The sequence below is a fragment of the Pseudomonas sp. MC6 genome, assembly GCF_054790575.1.
Map to the genome: position 1 here is coordinate 4,251,232 of NZ_CP186504.1, position 19,630 is coordinate 4,270,861.

Annotated in this window: 18 protein-coding genes and 1 pseudogene; 10 read left to right on the plus strand and 9 right to left on the minus strand. The window is 60.7% G+C overall.

The genetic code is table 11. The annotated features are described in order from the left end of the window. The first annotated feature begins 268 nt into the window (after positions 1 to 268). The 3 genes from ACOYXE_RS19080 to ACOYXE_RS19090 all read left to right on the plus strand — a co-directional run bounded on the left by ACOYXE_RS19080 (position 269) and on the right by ACOYXE_RS19090 (position 3,484). Positions 269 to 1,342, plus strand: coding sequence for a BMP family ABC transporter substrate-binding protein (locus tag ACOYXE_RS19080; protein WP_160055560.1), 1,074 nt, complete (start codon positions 269 to 271; stop codon positions 1,340 to 1,342). Positions 1,343 to 1,484: 142 nt separating this feature from the next. After that, positions 1,485 to 2,450 carry a 2-oxoglutarate and iron-dependent oxygenase domain-containing protein gene (locus ACOYXE_RS19085; protein WP_460926437.1) on the plus strand — a complete coding sequence of 322 codons (966 nt, stop codon included), beginning with the start codon at positions 1,485 to 1,487 and terminating at the stop codon, positions 2,448 to 2,450. A gap of 80 nt (positions 2,451 to 2,530) precedes the next feature. Continuing rightward, positions 2,531 to 3,484 carry an adenosine deaminase gene (locus ACOYXE_RS19090; protein WP_008082147.1) on the plus strand — a complete coding sequence of 318 codons (954 nt, stop codon included), beginning with the start codon at positions 2,531 to 2,533 and terminating at the stop codon, positions 3,482 to 3,484. 119 nt (positions 3,485 to 3,603) lie between these two features. On the opposite strand, the gene ACOYXE_RS19095 is transcribed toward ACOYXE_RS19090, so the two are convergent. The 3 genes from ACOYXE_RS19095 to ACOYXE_RS19105 form a co-directional block, all read right to left on the minus strand. Then, positions 3,604 to 4,986, minus strand: coding sequence for an MFS transporter (locus ACOYXE_RS19095; protein ID WP_460926438.1), 1,383 nt, complete (start codon positions 4,984 to 4,986; stop codon positions 3,604 to 3,606). A 126-nt stretch (positions 4,987 to 5,112) separates the two neighbouring features. Continuing rightward, positions 5,113 to 5,847, minus strand: a complete 735-nt coding sequence (locus ACOYXE_RS19100) for an ArsR/SmtB family transcription factor (RefSeq protein WP_160055554.1) — start codon at positions 5,845 to 5,847, stop codon at positions 5,113 to 5,115. Between the two features lie 317 nt (positions 5,848 to 6,164). Further along, positions 6,165 to 7,094 (minus strand): LysR family transcriptional regulator, encoded by a 930-nt coding sequence (locus ACOYXE_RS19105; protein WP_160055552.1) that lies wholly within the window; start codon positions 7,092 to 7,094, stop codon positions 6,165 to 6,167. Positions 7,095 to 7,213: 119 nt separating this feature from the next. On the opposite strand from ACOYXE_RS19105, the gene ACOYXE_RS19110 reads away from it, so the two are divergent. The 3 genes from ACOYXE_RS19110 to ACOYXE_RS19120 all read left to right on the plus strand — a co-directional run bounded on the left by ACOYXE_RS19110 (position 7,214) and on the right by ACOYXE_RS19120 (position 8,880). Next, on the plus strand, positions 7,214 to 7,507 hold the full coding sequence (locus ACOYXE_RS19110) for a putative quinol monooxygenase (protein WP_460926439.1): 294 nt from the start codon (positions 7,214 to 7,216) through the stop codon (positions 7,505 to 7,507). A gap of 32 nt (positions 7,508 to 7,539) precedes the next feature. Continuing rightward, complete coding sequence (locus tag ACOYXE_RS19115) at positions 7,540 to 8,553, plus strand: zinc-binding alcohol dehydrogenase family protein (RefSeq protein WP_160055548.1); 1,014 nt, start codon at positions 7,540 to 7,542, stop codon at positions 8,551 to 8,553. Positions 8,554 to 8,706: 153 nt separating this feature from the next. Next, positions 8,707 to 8,880, plus strand: a complete 174-nt coding sequence (locus ACOYXE_RS19120; protein WP_007914687.1) for a hypothetical protein — start codon at positions 8,707 to 8,709, stop codon at positions 8,878 to 8,880. Between the two features lie 6 nt (positions 8,881 to 8,886). Here ACOYXE_RS19120 and ACOYXE_RS19125 read toward each other — a convergent pair whose 3' ends face one another. Beyond that, entirely contained in the window at positions 8,887 to 10,089 is a 1,203-nt protein-coding gene (locus tag ACOYXE_RS19125; RefSeq protein ID WP_007914685.1) for a multidrug effflux MFS transporter, read from the minus strand. 89 nt (positions 10,090 to 10,178) lie between these two features. Continuing rightward, the gene (locus ACOYXE_RS19130; RefSeq protein ID WP_160055546.1) at positions 10,179 to 10,376 is read right to left on the minus strand and encodes a cation transporter; all 198 of its coding nucleotides are present in this window, start codon (positions 10,374 to 10,376) and stop codon (positions 10,179 to 10,181) included. Positions 10,377 to 10,523: 147 nt separating this feature from the next. Between ACOYXE_RS19130 and ACOYXE_RS19135 the strand changes: the two genes are divergently transcribed. Then, complete coding sequence (locus ACOYXE_RS19135; RefSeq protein WP_160055544.1) at positions 10,524 to 10,907, plus strand: hypothetical protein; 384 nt, start codon at positions 10,524 to 10,526, stop codon at positions 10,905 to 10,907. Positions 10,908 to 10,916: 9 nt separating this feature from the next. On the opposite strand, the pseudogene ACOYXE_RS19140 reads toward ACOYXE_RS19135, so the two are convergent. Further along, positions 10,917 to 11,009 (minus strand): annotated as a pseudogene (locus tag ACOYXE_RS19140) (metal ABC transporter ATP-binding protein); the annotation flags it as partial. 93 nt (positions 11,010 to 11,102) lie between these two features. Here ACOYXE_RS19140 and ACOYXE_RS19145 point away from each other — a divergent pair. After that, positions 11,103 to 13,496 (plus strand): heavy metal translocating P-type ATPase, encoded by a 2,394-nt coding sequence (locus ACOYXE_RS19145; protein ID WP_460926440.1) that lies wholly within the window; start codon positions 11,103 to 11,105, stop codon positions 13,494 to 13,496. Continuing rightward, positions 13,493 to 13,906, plus strand: coding sequence for a Cu(I)-responsive transcriptional regulator (gene cueR / locus ACOYXE_RS19150; RefSeq protein WP_160055540.1), 414 nt, complete (start codon positions 13,493 to 13,495; stop codon positions 13,904 to 13,906). The genes ACOYXE_RS19145 and cueR overlap by 4 nt, the downstream gene beginning before the upstream one ends. Here cueR and ACOYXE_RS19155 read toward each other — a convergent pair. The 3 genes from ACOYXE_RS19155 to ACOYXE_RS19165 all read right to left on the minus strand — a co-directional run bounded on the left by ACOYXE_RS19155 (position 13,860) and on the right by ACOYXE_RS19165 (position 17,993). Beyond that, the gene (locus ACOYXE_RS19155) at positions 13,860 to 15,068 is read right to left on the minus strand and encodes an MFS transporter (protein WP_160055538.1); all 1,209 of its coding nucleotides are present in this window, start codon (positions 15,066 to 15,068) and stop codon (positions 13,860 to 13,862) included. The genes cueR and ACOYXE_RS19155 overlap by 47 nt on opposite strands. 312 nt (positions 15,069 to 15,380) lie before the next feature. Further along, entirely contained in the window at positions 15,381 to 16,277 is an 897-nt protein-coding gene (locus ACOYXE_RS19160) for a PA4780 family RIO1-like protein kinase (protein WP_160055536.1), read from the minus strand. A 438-nt stretch (positions 16,278 to 16,715) separates the two neighbouring features. Continuing rightward, the gene (locus ACOYXE_RS19165) at positions 16,716 to 17,993 is read right to left on the minus strand and encodes an acetyl-CoA C-acetyltransferase (RefSeq protein WP_160055534.1); all 1,278 of its coding nucleotides are present in this window, start codon (positions 17,991 to 17,993) and stop codon (positions 16,716 to 16,718) included. Positions 17,994 to 18,277: 284 nt separating this feature from the next. On the opposite strand from ACOYXE_RS19165, the gene ACOYXE_RS19170 reads away from it, so the two are divergent. Beyond that, positions 18,278 to 19,630, plus strand: a complete 1,353-nt coding sequence (locus tag ACOYXE_RS19170; RefSeq protein ID WP_460926442.1) for a 3-oxoacyl-ACP reductase — start codon at positions 18,278 to 18,280, stop codon at positions 19,628 to 19,630.

Below are 19,630 nucleotides of genomic sequence, written 5' to 3' on the forward strand. Positions count from 1 at the left end.
CCTTTTGCCGAAGAGTGCGAATGAGCTACTGACTGCGGGGCGGCGCTAACGTTTCGTTACACCTTAGCGCACCAAGCGTTGGCGTGAACTCGCGGACTTGCACTGCGTTGGTTCTGACGCTGAAAAGATCGCAGCCTTCGGCAGCTCCTACAGGTTGCGCATTCCCATGTAGGAGCTGCCGAAGGCTGCGATCTTTTTTGTTTGTTGTCCTGTTGGTCAGCAATTTGCATTGGCCCTGACCACACACAACAAAATGGAGCTCCAATTCATGCAAATACGTCCGCTGCACAAACTGCTGTGCGCCGCCCTCGGTCTGGGGATCAGTCTAAGCGCCAGCGCTGCCGATCCGCTGAAGGTCGGCTTCGTCTACATCGGCCCGATCGGTGACCACGGCTGGACGTATCAGCATGAGCAGGGACGCAAGGCTCTCGCAGAAAAACTCGGTACGCAGATCACCACCAACTACGTCGAGAACGTCGCTGAGGGCGCCGACGCCGAGCGGGTGATTCGCAACATGGCCAAGGACAAGTACGACCTGATCTTCACCACCTCGTTTGGCTACATGAACCCGACGTTGAAAGTCGCCAAGCAATTTCCCAAGGTGACCTTCGAACACGCCACCGGCTACAAACAGGACAAGAACCTCGGCACCTATCTGGCGCGCACTTACGAGGGGCGTTATGTCGGCGGTTTCCTCGCGGCGAAGATGACCAAGACCAAGAAAATCGGTTACGTCGCTTCGTTCCCGATCCCCGAGGTGATCCGCGATATCAACTCGATTCAACTGGCCTTGAACAAGTACAACCCGGGCACCGAGATCAAAGTGGTGTGGGTCAACTCGTGGTTCGATCCTGGCAAGGAAGCCGATGCCGCCAACGCGCTGATCGATCAGGGCGTCGACGTGGTGTTCCAGCACACCGACAGCCCGGCGCCGATTCAAGCCGCCGAACGGCGTGGCGTGTACGCAGTGGGTTACGCCTCGGACATGGCGCACTTCGGGCCGAAAGCAGTACTGACCTCGATCGTCAACGACTGGGCGCCGCACTATATTCAGGCGACGCAAAGCGTGATCGACCACACCTGGAAATCCCAGGATTACTGGGGCGGGTTGAAGGAGGGCACGGTTGAACTGCCAATCAGCGATCTAGTGCCAGCGCCGGTGAAAGCCGAGGCCGAGCAGATCATTGCCGACATCAAGAGCGGCGCATTTCAGCCGTTTACCGGGCCGATCAAGGATCAGGTCGGCGTGGAGAAAATCCCGGCGGGCGTGAGCGCGACGAATGCGGAACTGGCGTCGATGAACTATTACGTTGAAGGCATGAAGGCTGAGATGCCGAAGTAATTTCAGTCATACCACCATCCCTTGTAGGAGTGAGCCTGCTCGCGATAGCGGTGGGTCATTCAGCAAAAGTGTCGCCTGATACACCGCTATCGCGAGCAGGCTCACTCCTACATTTGATCTTCAGCGTATTCAAGGATTGTGTATGGATCAGCTTCCGATCATCGACATCAGCCCGCTCTATGGCGACGACGAAAACGCTTGGCCTGCCGTGGCTGAACAAATCGACCACGCCTGCCGCGAATGGGGTTTCTTCTACATCAAGGGTCATCCGATTTCCGCGCAGCGCATCGACGCGATGCTCGATCACACCCAACGTTTTTTCGCCCTGCCCGCAGCGGAAAAACTCAAGATCGACATCACCCAGACGCGCCACCATCGCGGCTACGGCGCCATCGCCACCGAGCAACTCGACCCAAGCAAACCCAGCGATCTGAAAGAAACCTTCGACATGGGTCTGCACCTGCCGGCCAACCATCCTGATGTACTCGCGGAAAAACCGTTGCGCGGGCCGAACCGTCATCCGGCGCAAACCGGATGGGCGGAGTTGATGGAGCAGCACTACCTCGACATGCAGGCCCTCGCGCAAACCTTGTTGCGGGCGATGACCGTCGCGCTGAACATCGAACGCGACTTCTTCGACAGCCGCTTCAACGAACCCGTGAGCGTTCTGCGCATGATCCATTACCCACCGCGCCACACCGCCAGCTCCACCGAGCAGCAAGGCGCCGGCGCGCACACCGATTACGGCTGCATCACCCTGCTCTATCAGGACAGCGCCGGTGGCTTGCAGGTCAAAAATGTGCGGGGTCAATGGATCGACGCGCCGCCGATCGAGGGCACGTTCGTGGTCAACCTCGGCGACATGATGGCGCGCTGGAGCAATGATCGTTATCGCTCAACGCCGCACCGGGTGATCAGCCCGCTCGGGGTCGATCGCTATTCGATGCCGTTCTTCGCCGAGCCGCACCCGGACACGCGCATCGAATGCCTGCCGGGTTGTCAGGACGCACTGCATCCAGCGAAATATCCGACCACCACCTGCGCCGAATTCCTGTTGTCGCGCTTCGCCGATACCTACGCCTATCGCCGCGAGCAAGAAGCCGTGTGATGGATCGCTTGGTCAGGTTTTGCCAATTGTTTCGACGCGCATCTGTAGAATGCCGTCATTGCACCTGATGAGAAAAGAATATGTACGACTGGCTCAACGCCTTGCCCAAGGCTGAACTGCACCTGCATCTGGAAGGCTCGCTGGAGCCTGAGTTGCTGTTCGCCCTGGCCGAGCGCAACAAGATCGCCCTGCCGTGGAACGACGTGGAAACCCTGCGCAAGGCTTACGCCTTCAACAATCTGCAGGAATTCCTCGACCTGTATTACCAGGGCGCCGACGTGTTGCGCACCTCGCAGGATTTCTACGACCTGACCTGGGCCTACCTGCTGCGCTGCAAGGCACAGAACGTGATTCACACCGAACCGTTCTTCGACCCGCAGACCCACACCGACCGGGGTATCCCGTTTGAAGTGGTGCTCAACGGCATCGCGGCGGCATTGAAGGATGGCGAGCAACAACTGGGCATCACCAGCGGTTTGATCCTCAGCTTCCTGCGCCACCTGAGCGAAGAAGAAGCGGAGAAAACCCTTGATCAGGCGCTGCCGTTCCGTGACGCGTTTGTCGCGGTCGGTCTGGACAGTTCCGAGATGGGTCACCCGCCGAGCAAGTTCCAGCGGGTATTTGACCGAGCCCGCCACGAAGGCTTCCTGACCGTTGCCCACGCCGGCGAAGAAGGCCCGCCGGAGTACATCTGGGAAGCCATCGACCTGCTGAAAATCCAGCGTATCGACCATGGCGTACGCGCCATCGAAGACGAGCGCCTGATGCAGCGGATCATCGACGAGCAGATCCCGTTGACCGTGTGCCCGCTGTCGAACACCAAGCTTTGCGTGTTCGATCACATGTCGCAGCACAACATTCTCGACATGCTCGAGCGTGGCGTAAAGGTCACGGTGAACTCCGATGACCCGGCGTACTTCGGTGGTTATGTGACCGAGAACTTCTACGCGCTGCATGAGCATTTGGGCATGACCCAGGATCAGGCCAAGCGTTTGGCGCAGAACAGCCTCGATGCGCGTCTGGTAAAACCATAAGCAACACCGAAGTACCCATGTGGGAGCGAGCCTGCTCGCGATAGCGGAGTGTCAGACACCGATGTGTTAACTGACAGACCGCTATCGCGAGCAGGCTCACTCCTACATTGGATTTGTGTTCAGCCTGGGATTTGGGTTTCGGTCAGCTCTTCCAGGGTCTTGCCCCGCGTCTCCATCCCGAACAGCCACACCACCCCCGCCGCTATCGCGAAACACGCCGCCCCCAGCGCGAACACCCCGCCCTGCCCGGTAATCGGGAACACCAGCCCGGTCACCAACGGCCCGAGCAGCGAGCCGACCCGGCCAATTGCCGAGGCAAAGCCCGAGCCTGTCGCCCGTGCCGACGTCGGATACAGCTCCGGCGTGTAGGTGTAAAGCACCGCCCACATGCCGAACAGGAAAAACTGCATCAACAGCCCGGTGCTGATCAGCAGCGCCACGTTGCCGCCAAACACCGCACTCTGCCCGTACAGAAACGCCATCACCCCACCACCGAGCAAGGTGACGATGCACACCGGTTTGCGCCCCCAACGCTCGACCAACCACGCCGCCATGAGAAAGCCGGGAATCCCGCCAAGGGAAATCAGCACCGTGTAATACACCGACTGCGTCACGGCAAAACCCGACTGTTGCAGCAAGGCACTCAGCCACGACGTCAGCCCGTAAAAGCCAAGCAGCGCAAAAAACCACAGACTCCAGATCATCGTCGTGCGCTGGCGATACTGCGGCGACCAGATCTGCTTGAGTGCCGCAAAGAAGTTGCCCGGCGGCGTCACCGTGCGCGGCAAACGAATCGGTTCCGGCAGTGCCGCGCCGCCCAGCGATTTGCGCACCCGCGCCTCGATGCCGTTCAAAACCTTGTCCGCAGCGGCATCGCGCCCTGCCTGCTCCAGCCAGCGCGGTGACTCGGGAATGAAAAAGCGGATCGCCAGCACAAACACCGCCGGCACTGCCAACACCAGAAAGATGTCGCGCCAGCCAATCAAAGGCAGCAGAAAGTAAGACAGTACGCCGGCCGCCACGAAACCGAGCGGCCAGAAACCATCCATCAACGCGATGTAACGCCCGCGTCGTTGCGCCGGAATCAGCTCGGACAGCATCGATTGGGCGATGGGGAACTCCATGCCCATGCCAATTCCCAGCAAGATGCGGAACAGCGTCAGCGTCTCGACCGTTTGCGCCGTCGAGCACAGATAACTGGCCACGCCCCACAGCACGATGCTCCACTGAAACACCGGTTTACGCCCGAAGCGATCGGCGAGCATGCCAGACAGCGACGCCCCCAGCACCATGCCGAAAAAACTCGAACTGGCGAGCAATCCCGCTTGCGCACTGCTCAGGCCGAACTCGGCTTTGATCGAGCCGAGCAAGAACGTCATCATCGCCAGATCCATGGAGTCGAAGAAAAACGCCAGGGCAATGATGATGAAAATGATCCGGTGATAACCGCTGATTGGCAGTCGCTCCAAGCGCTCTGCCGCGCTGTAGCCGTGTGTATCCATGGCGCCTCCCCCCTCCGAAATATCCCCGGATCGAGTGTGCGCGATAGCGCCCAGGCGTTGGTGCTGGATGCGACCTGTTCGCAGCCGTGAACGACGCCAGAAGTGCTGACGTCGAATGCGATTGCTCTAGAACGCCATTTCCAGCTCGGTTTCCTTGGCGAAGCGGTGCAATTCGCGCTGGCCGGTGGCCGTCAATTGCAAGGCTCTTGAGTCGTTGGGCAATGTCAGCCAACCGGACTGCATGAACAGCTGCAACAACGCTGCGCCGAGTGAGCCACCCATGTGCGGACGGCGCTCGCTCCAGTCCGGACAAGCGCACGCCACTTGTACGTTGCGATGAGCCAGCGCTTGAATGAACACACCGCGCCCAGCCAACAATTTCGCCCCTTTGTGGGTCACCACGACGCGTTGTTCAAGCTGTTCGATCCAACCGGCATCGAGCATCCGCTGATACAGATCCGCCGCCAGCGTACCGCCCAGATGGTCATCGCAAAAACGCGCGCGCAACAATGAGGACGGCGCGGTCTGCGGTTTGGCCATGGGGGTGGTGCGCTTGAATACCTCGGGAATCTCCCTTGGAGCACTGGCGATGGTAGCGCTGGCCAGCGCTTCTATCGCAGCGCCGACCTCCGGTGCCGAGAGACGGAAAAACCGTTTGCGACCACGGACTTCGACCTTCAACAGACCACCCGTGGAAAGCCGCGCCAAGTGCGCGCTGGCCGACGACGTCGACAGCCCTGCCAGTAGCGCAAGCTCCTCGGTTTGCCGGGCCGAGCCATCCATCAACGCCCACATCATCGCGCTGCGCTTGGGGTCGGCCAGCAACGTGGCGATCTGGCTGATGCAAGGTGCATGTTCCATGTGTTCACTCCCTGTTGAATCGTATCGTCTACTGCTCGGAGACATCTTGGCCGGTAATGAGTCATCGGCCAAGACGCGAAAATCGCCATGAACCGGGGCAAGGCAGGCCACTGATGCAGCCTGCTCCGGCACAGAACCCGCAGCAGTTGCGCGACCATCACTCGAATACTGGCGACGCGGTGCGAGGGTCTCCGGGCCGGGGTGTCGGTGCTGGCATGAGGCGGGCGCTAGTATAAGCGGGTTAGCTCCCACGTCCCGCGCCGGGGCCTGCGCAGGTGGTGATTGTTCCTGACAGAAATTTCTCTATTTACCTGCGACTAATGATCAACTTTCGGAAAAGCGGGAAATTGACTACTCAAATCAGCGCATCGGCTGGCGAGCATTTCCCTCAGAAGGTTCACCGGCTTACTCAATTGAGCGCGATGGGCGCACAACAAATTCAGCGGTGCGCGCTCACACAGCAACTCCGGCAGCAGCACTTTGAGACGCCCGGCCAGCACATCGGCGCCCACGTCCAGCCACGACTTGTAGGCAATTCCGGCGCCAGCCACCGCCCACAGGCGCACAACGTCGGCGTCATCGCTGAAACGGTCGCCACTGACGGTCAGGCCGACTTCACGTTTACCGTCGTGAAAACTCCAATGGTCATGAACCCGGCTGCCGAGCATGTACAACAGGCAGTTGTGCTGAGCCAATTGCTCGAGCTGACGCGGTTCGCCGTGCCGGGCCAGATACGCCGGCGAGGCGCACAGCACACGACGATTGTTCGGGGCGATGGGCAATGCGACCAGGCTTGAGTCTTCCGGCTCGCCATAACGCAAGGCGACGTCCACCGGTTGCCGAAACAGATCGGCGATGCGGTCGCCAAGCAGCAAACGCACGGTCAGCTTCGGGTGCTCGCGCTGGAACTCATCGAGCCACGGCAGCAACAGGTTGCGGCCGAAGTCCGAAGGCGCCGACAACTGCAACACCCCGCTGACCTGATCCTGCCCGCTGGCCAGCAAGCGCCGGCCTTCATCGAGGTTGCTCAACGCCGCGCGGGCGTATTCGAGAAAGCCCTCACCCTCGGCCGTCAGACGCAAACTGCGGGTCGAACGCGCGAGCAAGCGCGCGCCGAGTTGCTGTTCGATCCGTTTCAACGCCGCACTGGCCACGGCCGCAGACATGTCCATTACTCGCGCGGCCGCCGACAGACTGCCCAGATCCGCCGCCCGGACAAACAACTGCAAGTCATCGAAACGCAGCATGCTCAGCCTCGATTATCAAAAAAATATTGAAAGAGACTGCTCTTTTAGCCGGTTTTATCTCGCAGAGAAATAGCCAATCATCTCTCCATCACATTCATCCCGCTTCTCTGGAGCCGAGCATGTCCCAGCCATTCACCGCTATCGCCACCCTGATTGCCAAACCGGGCCAACAGGATCTCCTCGAACAGGGTCTACGCGCCCTGGTTGAACCGAGCCGCGCCGAAGACGGCTGCAGCCAATACGACTTGCACCGCGACCTCGCCGACCCGCAGGTGTTTTATGTGATCGAACACTGGGCCAGCGAAGCGATTCTCGAGGCGCACAACAACAGCGCGCACTTTCAGCATTTCCAGGCCAGCGCCGGCCACACCATCGAACACTTCCAGCTCAAGCGCCTCGGCGCGATTGCCTGATTCCTTCTGCTATTACCTGTACGGAGCCATTCATGAAAGCCATCGCCTATTACGCTTCCTTGCCGATCAGCGACGCCCAATCCCTGCAAGACATCGAACTGCCAGAACCGGTCGCCGGCCCGCGCGACGTGCTGGTGGAAGTCAAAGCCATCTCGGTCAACCCGGTCGACACCAAAGTTCGGCAGAACGTGGCGCCGGAAAACGGCGCGGCGAAAGTGCTGGGCTGGGACGTCGCCGGTGTGGTCAAGGCTGTTGGCAGCGAAGTGACATTGTTCAAGACCGGCGACAAGGTCTTTTACGCCGGCTCCATCGCCCGTGCCGGCGGTAACAGCGAACTGCACGTGGTGGATGAACGCATCGTCGGCCATATGCCGAAATCCCTCGGTTTTGCCGACGCTGCCGCACTGCCACTGACCGCGATCACCGCGTGGGAATTGTTGTTCGAACGCCTGCAGATCCGCGAAAGCAAAACCAACGAAGATCAGAGCCTGCTGATCGTCGGTGCCGCCGGCGGGGTTGGCTCGATCCTCACGCAATTGGCCAAACAACTGACAGGCCTGAAGGTGATCGGCACCGCTTCCCGCGAGCAGACCCGCGATTGGGTCAAAGAGCTGGGCGCCGATCTGGTCATCGATCACAGCCAGCCGCTGAGCGAAGAGCTCAAGCGCGCCGGGATCGACAGCGTGACTCACGTCGCCAGCCTGACCCAGACCGATCAGCACCTCGATCAATTGGTCGAAGCCTTGGCGCCGCAGGGCAAACTGGCATTGATCGATGATCCGAAGTCGCTGGACGTAAGCAAACTCAAGCGCAAAAGCCTGTCGCTGCACTGGGAGTTCATGTACACCCGCTCGCTGTTCGAAACGCCGGACATGATCGAGCAGCACAAACTGCTCAATCGCGTGGCGGAGCTGATTGATGCCGGAACCTTGAAGACTACGGTGGGCGAGCATTTCGGCACGATCAATGCGGCGAACCTGCGCCGCGCCCATGAGTTGCTGGAAAGTGGCAAAGCCAAGGGGAAAATTGTTTTAGAAGGTTTCTAAGATCAAAAGATCGCAGCCTTCGGCAGCTCCTACAGGGGCTGCCGGAGGTTTTTTGCCGTCAGTCCGATGCTTGACCGTTGTCACAATTGCGATCGTATTCAGGTCTACAATCGAAGCCTCTGCGATACATCTTTTACGCAAGGGAGGTCAGCAATGAAGATCCTGATAAAAGAAGTGGCAAAGTCTCAATGGCAGGTTCGTCTGGACCAACACGCCGTGACATTCCGCAGTGAAGCCGAAGCACTGGCCTTCACCCGCACCCTCGAAGCGCGACTTTGCGCGCCCCATCAGATTCCCGACCGCAGCCAGCAGCGCGCCGCCGGCTGAGGTTATTTATGCCTCGGCCTGAGCTTGCGCCAGTGCCCGGGCATTCTGCAGACGGCGGGTGAGCAGCGCCACGCACACCACCAGCAAACCGCACAGGCTGATGACTATTGCCATCGGCACGGCGGTGCCGTCGTGCAACACCCCCACTAGCGCCGAAGCACCAGCGGCGACACTGAATTGCATGCAGCCGAGCAGTGCCGAAGCACTGCCGGCCCGTGCGCCCTGACCGTTCATCGCGCAGGCAGCGGCATTCGGGCTGATGCAACCCAGGCTCGATACGCAGATGAACAGGGGAATCAGCAGCGGCCACAAGGATTCGGTGTGCATTGCGCTGACCGCGAGCAACGCTAGCCCGGCAGCGAAATACACCCACACTGCCCGCGACAACAGGAACGCCGGGCCGCGCTTGGCCAACATCCGCGCGTTGACCTGCGCCACCAGAATGAACCCCGCCGCGTTGGTGCCGAACAGCCAGCCGAAATGCTCGGCCGGCACGCCATACAGTTTGATGAAGATAAACGGCGAACCGGCGATGTAGGCAAACATCCCGGCGATGGCGATGCCGCCAGTCAGAGCATGGCCGAGGTAAACCCGGTCCTTGAGCAAGCGACCGTACTGACGCAGCGCGCCGGACAACGGCTGGCGAGGCATGTGCGCCGGCATACTTTCCGGCAGGCCCAGCGCCACGGCCAAACCGGCCAGCGCGCTGAACCCGGTCAGCACCAGGAAAATCGACTGCCAGCCGGTGGTGTTGACCAGCAGACCGCCGAGCATCGGCGCCAGAATCGGCGCCAGGCCCATCACCAGCATCAATTGCGAGAAGACTTTCGCCGAGCCCACCGCGTCGCATTTGTCGCTGACCACCGCCCGGGAAATCACCATCCCTGCACAGCCTCCAAGTGCCTGGACGAAACGCGCGCCGATCAACCATTCCAGATTTGGCGCATAAGCACAGGCCAGGGATGCCAGGGTGAACAGCGTGAGACCGACCAGTAATGGAATGCGTCGGCCAAAGCGATCCGCCACCGGGCCATAAGCCAGTTGGCCAATCGACAACCCGGCGAAATACGCCGCCAGCGTCATCTGCACGTGTTTCTCATCGGTGCCGAACGCCAGCGCCATCGAGGGAAAGGCAGGTAAATAGAAGTCGATCGCCAAGGGCCCGAAGGCGGTCAAGGCACCGAGAATCAGAATGGTACGGAAGTTCATCAGGCATCCAGGTTGGCAAGTCGGCAGCCCGACAGTCTAGCCGCGCCCGGACGCCTTGAACATTCCGATAGCTCGCTAACTATAAAACTTCAGACGAGTTTCACTGCGTAGCCTTCTTCGCTGATCGCCTCGATGACCTGATCGCTGGTCAACGCACTCTCAACGCCTACCTCTTTCGCCGCCAGATCGACCCGCACACTGGCCGCCGGATCTTTGGCCTGAACTGCGCTGGTGATGGCTTTGACGCAGTGACCGCAGGACATGCCTTGAACGTTGAACACTTGCATGGAATGACTCCTTTGAGTGAGGTTGCCGGCAGTTTCGAGCTTGCCACGATGGCAAGGTCAAGTTCTTCAATAAACTGCCGGGCTGGCAATCGGCGCCGCGCTCGGCCAAGCTGCGTACATCAATGACTCGATTCAGGAGATTCAGCCATGCGCTGGTCAGCTTTCAGCCTGTTTGGCTTTCTCAGTCTCTTTGCCGCCGTTCCTACAGTGCAAGCCGCTGGTGAGGATTACGGCGTTCTGATCATCTCCCGCGAGCGCCTGGAAGTGGCAACCTCCTGCGAAATCGGTGTGTATATCCAGGATCAGCTGTCGGCGCGCCTGTTTCAGGAACAGAGCACGTCTTTCAACCTGCCACCGGGCACTGTATCGCTGCGTCTGAAACTACTGCCGGGGCAGGTACCGGGTTGCAATCCGGGCTTGCTCGCACCGGGTTCGCAGGAAATAAAACTGCAGGCGGGCGATGTGCAGAAGTACCGGATCGCGATGACACAGGAAGGCGTGTACCTGAAGCGCGCCGATCTCGGCTATTAAGCAAATACAAACCTGTGGGAGCGAGCCTGCTCGCGAATACGGTGTGTCATTCAGCGATGATGTTGACTGACCCACCGCTTTCGCGAGCAGGCTCGCTCCCACAGTTGGTTTTGCGGCGCGTCAAAGAATGGCGCTTGACCTTGCCCGCATGGCAAGGTTGATCCTTGTAGGTATCTACTACAGGGAGTACGACCGATGTCCGATTCCATCACTTTCGACCTGCCGATTGCCGGCATGACCTGCGCCAGTTGTGCCGGGCGTGTCGAGCGGGCCTTGAGCAAAGTCAGCGGCGCCAGTGCCGTCAGCGTCAATCTCGCCACCGAGCAGGCCCGTGTGCAAGCGCCGGGCGACAGTCTGCCGGCGTTGATGGACGCGGTCGAACGTGCCGGTTACAGCGTCCCGCAGCAGACTATCGAATTGAATATCGAAGGCATGACCTGCGCGTCCTGCGTCGGTCGCGTCGAGCGTGCGCTAAACAAAGTCCCCGGAGTGAAAAGCGTCAGCGTCAACCTCGCCAACGAACGCGCCCACCTCGAATTGCTCGGCCAGGTCGATCCGCAAACCCTGCTCGACGCCGTGAGCAAGGCCGGTTATTCGGCCAGCATCTGGCAAGCCGAACACCCACAAACCGATAACCAGCAACAGAAGCTGAAACATGAACGCTGGGCGCTGATCTGCGCGATCGCCCTGGCTCTGCCGCTGGTGGCGCCGATGTTGCTGCAACCGTTCGGCATCCACTGGATGCTCCCTGCCTGGGCGCAATTCGCCCTCGCCACGCCGGTGCAGTTCATTTTCGGTGCACGTTTCTATGTCGCCGCGTGGAAAGCCGTGCGTGCCGGAGCGGGCAACATGGACTTGCTGGTCGCCCTCGGCACCAGTGCCGGTTACGGCTTGAGCCTTTACGAATGGGCCACCGCTGCCGGGCGCATGCCGCATCTGTATTTCGAAGCGTCGGCGGTGGTCATTGCCCTGGTACTGCTCGGCAAATACCTGGAGAGCCGCGCCAAACGCCAGACCGCCAGCGCCATCCGCGCGCTGGAAGCGTTGCGTCCGGAGCGGGCGATTCAAGTGATCGACGGCCGCGAGCAGGATGTCGCCATCAGCGCGTTGCGCCTCAACGATCTGGTGCTGGTCAAACCCGGCGAACGTTTCCCGGTCGATGGCGAAGTCATCGAGGGCCAGAGTCATGCCGACGAAGCACTGATCAGCGGCGAGAGTCTGCCGGTGCCGAAACAACCGGGGAACAAGGTCACCGGCGGCGCGATCAATGGCGAGGGTCGCTTGCTGGTGCGCACCCAGGCGCTCGGTGCGGAAACCGTTCTGGCACGGATTATTCGTCTGGTAGAAGACGCCCAAGCCGCCAAAGCGCCGATCCAGAAACTCGTGGATAAAGTCAGTCAGGTATTCGTGCCCACCGTGCTGGTTTTAGCGTTGGCGACACTGATCGGCTGGTGGCTCTACGGCGCACCGATGGAGACCGCGTTGATCAACGCCGTCGCGGTGCTGGTCATCGCCTGCCCGTGTGCATTGGGCCTTGCCACGCCGACGGCGATCATGGCCGGCACCGGCGTAGCGGCGCGTCACGGCATTCTGATCAAGGACGCCGAAGCGCTGGAACGCGCCCATGAAGTTAGCAGCGTGGCCTTCGACAAGACCGGCACGCTGACCTCTGGCACACCGCGTATCGCCCATTTCAGTGCAGTGGATGGTGATGAAGACGCGCTGCTGAAACTGGCCGGCGCCCTGCAACGCGGCAGTGAACACCCACTGGCCAAAGCAGTGTTGGATGCGGCTGCTGAACGAGGTCTGAACGTGCCAGATGTCAGCGACAGCCAGTCGCTGACCGGTCGCGGCATTGCCGGCAATCTCGACGGCCGGCGTCTGGCGCTGGGCAATCGGCGCTTGCTGGACGAAAGCGGCTTGAGCGCTGGAGACCTTGCCGAATCCGCCAGCGCCTGGGAAACCGAAGGCCGCACGTTGTCGTGGTTGATCGAGCAAAGTCCTGAGCAAAAAGTACTCGGCTTGTTCGCCTTCGGTGACACCTTGAAACCCGGCGCACTTGAAGCCGTGCAACAACTTGCTGCCCGCAATATTCACAGCCATCTGCTGACTGGCGACAACCGTGGCAGCGCACGTGTGGTCGCCGAAGCGCTGGGCATCAGCAACGTCCACGCCGAAGTGCTGCCGGCGGACAAAGCCGCCACCGTCAGCGAGCTGAAGAAAACCGGCGTGGTCGCCATGGTCGGTGACGGCATCAACGACGCCCCGGCCCTCGCCGCTGCCGACATCGGTATCGCCATGGGCGGCGGCACCGACGTCGCCATGCACGCGGCGGGCATTACCCTGATGCGCGGCGATCCACGGCTGGTGCCGGCGGCACTGGAAATCAGCCGCAAGACTTATGCGAAGATCCGCCAGAACCTGTTCTGGGCCTTCGTCTACAACCTGATCGGCATTCCGCTGGCGGCGTTCGGCTTCCTTAATCCGGTGCTGGCCGGTGCGGCGATGGCGCTGTCGAGCGTCAGCGTGGTGAGCAATGCGCTACTGTTGAAAACCTGGAAACCCAAGGATCTGGAGGAGCACCGATGAACATCGGTCAAGCGGCCAAACACAGTGGCCTCAGCGCGAAAATGATCCGTTACTACGAGTCGATCGGCCTGCTCAAAGCCGCCCATCGCACCGACAGCGGTTATCGGGTCTACCGTGACGATGACCTGCACACGCTGGCATTCATCAAGCGCTCGCGGGATCTCGGCTTTTCCCTGGAAGAGGTCGGCAAACTGTTGACCCTCTGGCAGGATCGCCAACGCGCCAGCGCCGATGTGAAGGCGTTGGCGCGCCAGCACATAGACGAGTTGAATCAGAAGATCCGCGAACTCGGCGAGTTGCGCGACACTCTGCAAGACCTCGTCGAGCACTGTAACGGCGACCACCGCCCCGACTGCCCGATCCTCAAGGAACTGGCGTCGGGCTGCTGCGCACAACCCGCCCGCGCCTGAGTGCCAGGACTTTCACCGCGAGCAATGTGCCGAGGGGAATGCCGTGAAACAGCATGACCACGGCGCCCGGCGTCCACCACCCGTAGAACGGCGCGGCGATGAGCATACCGATGCCGAACCCGGTCATTTGCAGCAAGGTCAGCACGCTGAAAACTGGCAGGCGCAACTGCTCGGGTTCGCGCTGCAGCCGCGACATCAACCCGACTTCGGAAAAGCCGTCACCGAGGCCCGCCGGCAATGAAAACAGCAGCAGACCGTAGAGGCTGTGTTGCTGGAACATCAGGATGAAGCCGCAGGACATCAGCGCCACGCCGAAGAAAAACCGCCGTTCCAGATGGCTGTTGTCCGAGCCCTTGAGACGACTGGCGATTCGCGCGCCCAGCAGTTTGCCGCTGGCCCACACCGCGAGCATCAGCCCCAGTGTGGTGCTCGCAGAATCCGGTGTGAGCAGTTTGGAAATAATCGGAAAGCCGACGTTGTGCGCAGCGCTGCCCAACGTGTCGGCCATCGTCACCGCAAGCATCGCGGCAATCACCGGTGCCGAACGCAGGCCTTGCTTGAGTGCTGTCCATTCGCCCCGTTCGGGTTCATCGTTGACGGTCGTGGGTTCGAAACGCAGCGGCACGATCAATAACGCTGCCAGCAAATAGGTCAGTGCATTCAGTGCGAACACCGTTTCAAAGCCAAAACCCGCCACCAGCAAACCCGACACCAGACTGCCAGCGACCATCGCGCCGGATGAGGCCGAAGTGATCCAGGCGTTGGCCTTGAGCAATTGATCAGCAGGGATCAGACGCGGCAACTGGCTGTTGAGGCCGATGGCGAACATCGAGTTGCCCAGGCCCAGGCCGAAGGCAATCACCGGCAACAGCATGGCTTGCTGGCTGACGGGCACAATCAATAACAGACCCAGCACACTGGCGCGCAGCAGATCGAACGCGATCAGCGGTGCACGTCCACTGCAACGGCGGTAAAACGCGGTGCCGATCAGGCTGGCAAATATCCCCCCGCCCACGCGGCTGGCGAGGAAAATCCCGACGCTCATGGCGCTGTTGCTCAGCAGGTAGACGTAGGTGGCCAGCGCGACCATGTTGAGGAAGGCGCCGAAATCGGAGATCAGTCGGGCAGTGACGATCAGGCGGGTGTTGCGGGGGGTGGTCACATTCAGTCCTTGAGTGTGGTTGGGGCGGTGGACAGTAGACGTGAATTTGCGGGGATCCGAAAGAGGCCCCTCACCCTAACCCTCTCCCAGGGGGAGAGGGAACTGATTGGGGGATATTTGGGGGTACACCGATCTGAACGTTTTTCGTCGAATCCATAATCGACCCGGTGTTTCAGGTCGATGTATGACGCAAGAGACCTCGGTCGGCCCCCTCTCCCTCTGGGCGGTCCGACGTTTCGGGAGGGCTGGGGTGAGGGTGCATTTCGAAACCAAACAAAAAACCCGGCCGAAGCCGGGTTTCTCATCAAGCAATCACTGCATCCACGGTGGTGGCGGTGGTTCTTCGGACTTGCCTTTCGGCTCGTCGTCCGCCGCACGGATGGCCTGCTTGCGTTCCTCGTCGAGGCGCGCCGCTTCGATCTCGCGCAACACCCCGCCAACGTCGGCCAGGTCTTCCGGATCATCGAACTCACCGGTCAGCACACTGTTCGGGTGCAAAGTGCCGGCTTCGTACAACGCCCACATTTCCTTGGCGTACTTGGTCAGCTTCAATTCCGGCGCAAAGCGACCGAAGTACGAAGCCATGTTGCCGACATCCCGCTCCAGCATGCTGAACGCGTGGTTGTTACCGGCAGCGTCGACGGCCTGCGGCAGGTCAATGATGACCGGGCCGGTCGGCGTCAGCAGCACGTTGAACTCCGAGAGGTCACCGTGCACCAGACCGGTACACAACATCAGCACGATCTGCGAAATCAGGAACGCGTGATACTCGCGCGCCTGATCCGGCTCCAGCACCACGTCGTTCAGACGCGGCGCGGCGTCGCCGAATTCGTCGGCCACCAGCTCCATCAACAGCACGCCGTCGAGGAAGTCATACGGCTTGGGTACCCGCACGCCGGCGCCGGCCAGACGGAACAGCGCCGCCACTTCGGCGTTCTGCCAAGCATCTTCGGTCTCTTTGCGACCGAACTTGGAGCCTTTTGCCATTGCGCGAGCCTGTCGGCTGTTGCGCACCTTGCGGCCTTCCTGATACTCGGCCGCCTGGCGGAAACTGCGTTTGTTCGCCTCCTTGTAGACCTTTGCGCAACGTAACTGATTGCCGCAGCGCACCACATAAACAGCTGCTTCTTTACCACTCATCAGTGGGCGCAGCACTTCGTCGACCAGACCGTCCTCGATCAGGGGTTCAATGCGTTTTGGAGTCTTCATCAGCTTTTATTGTGGGTCCTTTATTACCAAACACGCGAATGTCACTCGTTATACGGCAATCCTCGCATCACGGGGAGGGGTTGCCGACCTGTGAACCTGTGAATGCACACACTGTGCCGAAAAATCGACCGCTGCGAATCATAGCCGAGCCTTGCCTGTTTGTTGGTATCGGCCGTTGAGGGCATTTGCGACAGAATCTGACATCTGCGGTTTTAGCCCTTTTACCCTCACCCCAGCCCTCTCCCGGAGGGAGAGGGCTGGGGTGAGGTGTCTGACGTTATACATCGACCTGAAATACCGCGTCGATTATGGATTGGGCTAACCATCTGAGTTAAACACCGTCGATTATGGATTCGGTAAAGCTCGATCACCTCAAACATCCCCCAATCAGTCCCCTCTCCCTCTGGGAGAGGGTTAGGGTGAGGGGCTCTTCTAGCGTTAGCGTTCGATGATAGCGGTGACGCCTTGCCCGCCCGCCGCGCAAATCGAGATCAGACCCCGGCCCTTGCCCGCCGCGTCCAGCAACTTCGCCAGGTTCGCCACGATACGCCCGCCAGTCGCAGCAAACGGATGCCCGGCCGCCAGCGAACTGCCCTTCACATTGAGTCGGCTGCGATCGATCGAGCCCAGCGGCGCGTCGAGTCCCAGGCGGGTTTTACAGTATTCGGGATCTTCCCAAGCCTTCAGTGTGCACAGCACCTGCGCCGCAAACGCTTCGTGAATTTCGTAGTAGTCGAAGTCCTGCAAGGTCAGGCCGTTGCGTGCGAGCAATCGCGGCACGGCGTACACCGGCGCCATCAGCAGCCCTTCCGCACCGTTGACGAAATCCACCGCCGCCGCTTCGCCATCGCGCAAATACGCGAGGATCGGCAAGCCGCGCTCCTTGGCCCACTCTTCACTGCCGAGCAGCACCACAGACGCGCCATCGGTCAGCGGCGTGGAGTTGCCCGCCGTCAGCGTACCTTTGGCGCTTTTTTCAAACGCCGGTTTCAGCGTCGCGAGTTTTTCCAGGGTCAGGTCCGGACGCAAATTGTTGTCGCGGGTCAGACCAAGGAACGGCGTCATCAAGTCGTTGTGCCAGCCTTCGCTGTAAGACGCAGCCAGTTTTTGGTGGCTTTCGAGGGTCAGTTGATCCTGCTCTTCACGCGGGATCTGCCAGGTCTGCGCCATCAATTCACAGTGCTGGCCCATCGAAAGCCCAGTGCGTGGTTCGCCGATGCGTGGAAAATCCGGAATCAGATGTTTGGGCCGCAGTTGCAGAAAGGTTTTCAGCTTGTCGCCGGTGGTCTTGGCGCGGTTGGCTTGCAGGAGAATTTTGCGCAGGCCTTCGCTGACACTGATCGGCGCGTCCGAGGTGGTGTCGACGCCGCCAGCAATGCCGCTCTCGATCTGACCGAGGGCGATTTTGTTCGCCACCAGGATCGCCGCTTCCAGGCCGGTGCCGCAGGCTTGCTGAATGTCGTAGGCGGGAGTCGCCGGTGACAGACGCGAGCCGAGCACGCATTCACGGGTCAGGCTCATATCTCGTGACAATTTCAGCACCGCGCCCGCCACCACTTCGCCGATGCGCTGGCCGTGCAGGTTATAGCGTTCGATCAGGCCTTCGAGGGCGGCGGTGAGCATTGCCTGATTGCTGGCCGTAGCGTACGGCCCGTTGGAGCGGGCGAACGGGATACGGTTACCACCAATGATCGCGACGCGGCGCAGCTGACTCATGAATAACTCCTTTTCCAAAGGTCTGAATTCACGCCAATCCCTTGTAGGAGTGAGCCTGCTCGCGATAGCGGTGGGTCAGATAAACATTTCTTGACTGATACACCGCTATCGCGAGCAGGCTCACTCCTACAGGGGGTCAGCTGTGTTTATGAATGTGCGTTCGGCAACACAAACGCCGGGGGCAAACTACTCTGCTGTTCAAGCGTAGGCCTTATTGCGTTAATCGAACGATTGATTGCCATCGACAGTCCACACTTTGAACCCCAACTTCTGGAGAGCGTTCCATGTCTGACCGCTATATCGACTTCGCCAACTCGTCCATCGGCCATCGTCTGGTCGGGGCGCTGGGCCTGCCGTCGCCGGTGCGACTGGAACGCTGGCAGGCCGGGCGCCTGCGGCCGGTGGAAGGTGCGCTGCTGATCGGCGGCGGGCCGCTGGCCGAACGCGTCGGCGCTTTCGCCAACCGTTTGACCGAGAGTATTTACCGCTACGGCGAGCAACCGACGACCGCGACTGAATGGATTCCCGGCCACGGCCCGAAACTCAAAGCCGTGGTGTTCGACGCCAGCGAATTGCTGCACACCGACCAGCTCAAACAGCTGCGCGAATTCTTCCAGCCGCTGATGAAAAACCTCGACCACAGCGCCCATCTGGTGATTCTCGGTCGCGCGCCGGAAACCCTAAGTGATCCGTTTGCCGCCAGCGCACAGCGCGCGCTGGAAGGGTTTTCACGTTCGCTGGCCAAAGAACTGCGCAGCGGCGGCACGCTGCAACTGATCTATGTCGGCGAAGGCGCGGAAGATCAGCTGGAAGGCCCGCTGCGGTTTTTCCTCTCGCCGAAAAGTGCGTTTGTGTCCGGACAGGTGATTCGCCTGACCGCTTGTGCGACGCCAGTGAGTGACTGGACGCGCCCGCTGGCCGGGCGCAAGGCATTGGTCACCGGCGCGGCGCGCGGCATCGGTGCGTCCATCGCTGAAACCCTGGCGCGCGATGGCGCCGACGTGATCCTGCTCGATGTCCCGCCGGCCAAGACCGATCTGGAAGCCCTCGCCGCCCGCCTCGGTGGCCGAGCGATCACCCTGGATATCTGCGCTACCGACGCCGCCACACAGTTGATTGAACAACTGCCTGATGGCCTCGATATTCTGGTGCACAACGCCGGCATCACCCGTGACAAAACCCTGGCCAACATGACCCCGGAATTCTGGGACGCGGTGCTGGCTGTCAACCTCAACGCGCCGCAAGTGCTGACCAAAGCGCTGCTCGACAGCGGCACGCTGCACGACAACGCGCGGGTGATTTTGCTGGCCTCGATCAGCGGCATTGCCGGTAACCGTGGGCAAACCAACTACGCCGCGAGCAAGGCCGGGCTGATCGGTCTGGCGCAAGCCTGGGCGCCGACGCTGCTGGAACGTGGTATCAGCATCAACGCCGTCGCCCCTGGTTTTATCGAAACGCAGATGACCGCACACATTCCGTTCGGCCTGCGTGAGGCCGGGCGGCGCATGAGTTCGCTCGGTCAGGGCGGCCTGCCGCAAGACGTCGCCGAAGCGGTCGCGTGGCTGGCGCAGCCGGGCACCGGCGCGTTTACCGGGCAAGCGCTGCGGGTCTGTGGACAAAGTGTTCTGGGGGCTTAG

What these genes read in the sequence shown, in the direction of transcription:
- ACOYXE_RS19085 (WP_460926437.1), top strand. Translation starts at nt 1,485, where the DNA reads ATGGATCAGCTTCCGATCATCGACATCAGCCCGCTCTATGGCGACGAC.
- ACOYXE_RS19170 (WP_460926442.1), top strand. Translation starts at nt 18,278, where the DNA reads ATGTCTGACCGCTATATCGACTTCGCCAACTCGTCCATCGGCCATCGT.
- ACOYXE_RS19095 (WP_460926438.1), bottom strand. Translation starts at nt 4,986, where the DNA reads ATGGATACACACGGCTACAGCGCGGCAGAGCGCTTGGAGCGACTGCCA.
- cueR (WP_160055540.1), top strand. Translation starts at nt 13,493, where the DNA reads ATGAACATCGGTCAAGCGGCCAAACACAGTGGCCTCAGCGCGAAAATG.
- ACOYXE_RS19090 (WP_008082147.1), top strand. Translation starts at nt 2,531, where the DNA reads ATGTACGACTGGCTCAACGCCTTGCCCAAGGCTGAACTGCACCTGCAT.
- ACOYXE_RS19160 (WP_160055536.1), bottom strand. Translation starts at nt 16,277, where the DNA reads ATGAAGACTCCAAAACGCATTGAACCCCTGATCGAGGACGGTCTGGTC.
- ACOYXE_RS19145 (WP_460926440.1), top strand. Translation starts at nt 11,103, where the DNA reads ATGTCCGATTCCATCACTTTCGACCTGCCGATTGCCGGCATGACCTGC.
- ACOYXE_RS19130 (WP_160055546.1), bottom strand. Translation starts at nt 10,376, where the DNA reads ATGCAAGTGTTCAACGTTCAAGGCATGTCCTGCGGTCACTGCGTCAAA.
- ACOYXE_RS19120 (WP_007914687.1), top strand. Translation starts at nt 8,707, where the DNA reads ATGAAGATCCTGATAAAAGAAGTGGCAAAGTCTCAATGGCAGGTTCGT.
- ACOYXE_RS19100 (WP_160055554.1), bottom strand. Translation starts at nt 5,847, where the DNA reads ATGGAACATGCACCTTGCATCAGCCAGATCGCCACGTTGCTGGCCGAC.
- ACOYXE_RS19105 (WP_160055552.1), bottom strand. Translation starts at nt 7,094, where the DNA reads ATGCTGCGTTTCGATGACTTGCAGTTGTTTGTCCGGGCGGCGGATCTG.
- ACOYXE_RS19080 (WP_160055560.1), top strand. Translation starts at nt 269, where the DNA reads ATGCAAATACGTCCGCTGCACAAACTGCTGTGCGCCGCCCTCGGTCTG.
- ACOYXE_RS19125 (WP_007914685.1), bottom strand. Translation starts at nt 10,089, where the DNA reads ATGAACTTCCGTACCATTCTGATTCTCGGTGCCTTGACCGCCTTCGGG.
- ACOYXE_RS19165 (WP_160055534.1), bottom strand. Translation starts at nt 17,993, where the DNA reads ATGAGTCAGCTGCGCCGCGTCGCGATCATTGGTGGTAACCGTATCCCG.
- ACOYXE_RS19135 (WP_160055544.1), top strand. Translation starts at nt 10,524, where the DNA reads ATGCGCTGGTCAGCTTTCAGCCTGTTTGGCTTTCTCAGTCTCTTTGCC.
- ACOYXE_RS19110 (WP_460926439.1), top strand. Translation starts at nt 7,214, where the DNA reads ATGTCCCAGCCATTCACCGCTATCGCCACCCTGATTGCCAAACCGGGC.
- ACOYXE_RS19115 (WP_160055548.1), top strand. Translation starts at nt 7,540, where the DNA reads ATGAAAGCCATCGCCTATTACGCTTCCTTGCCGATCAGCGACGCCCAA.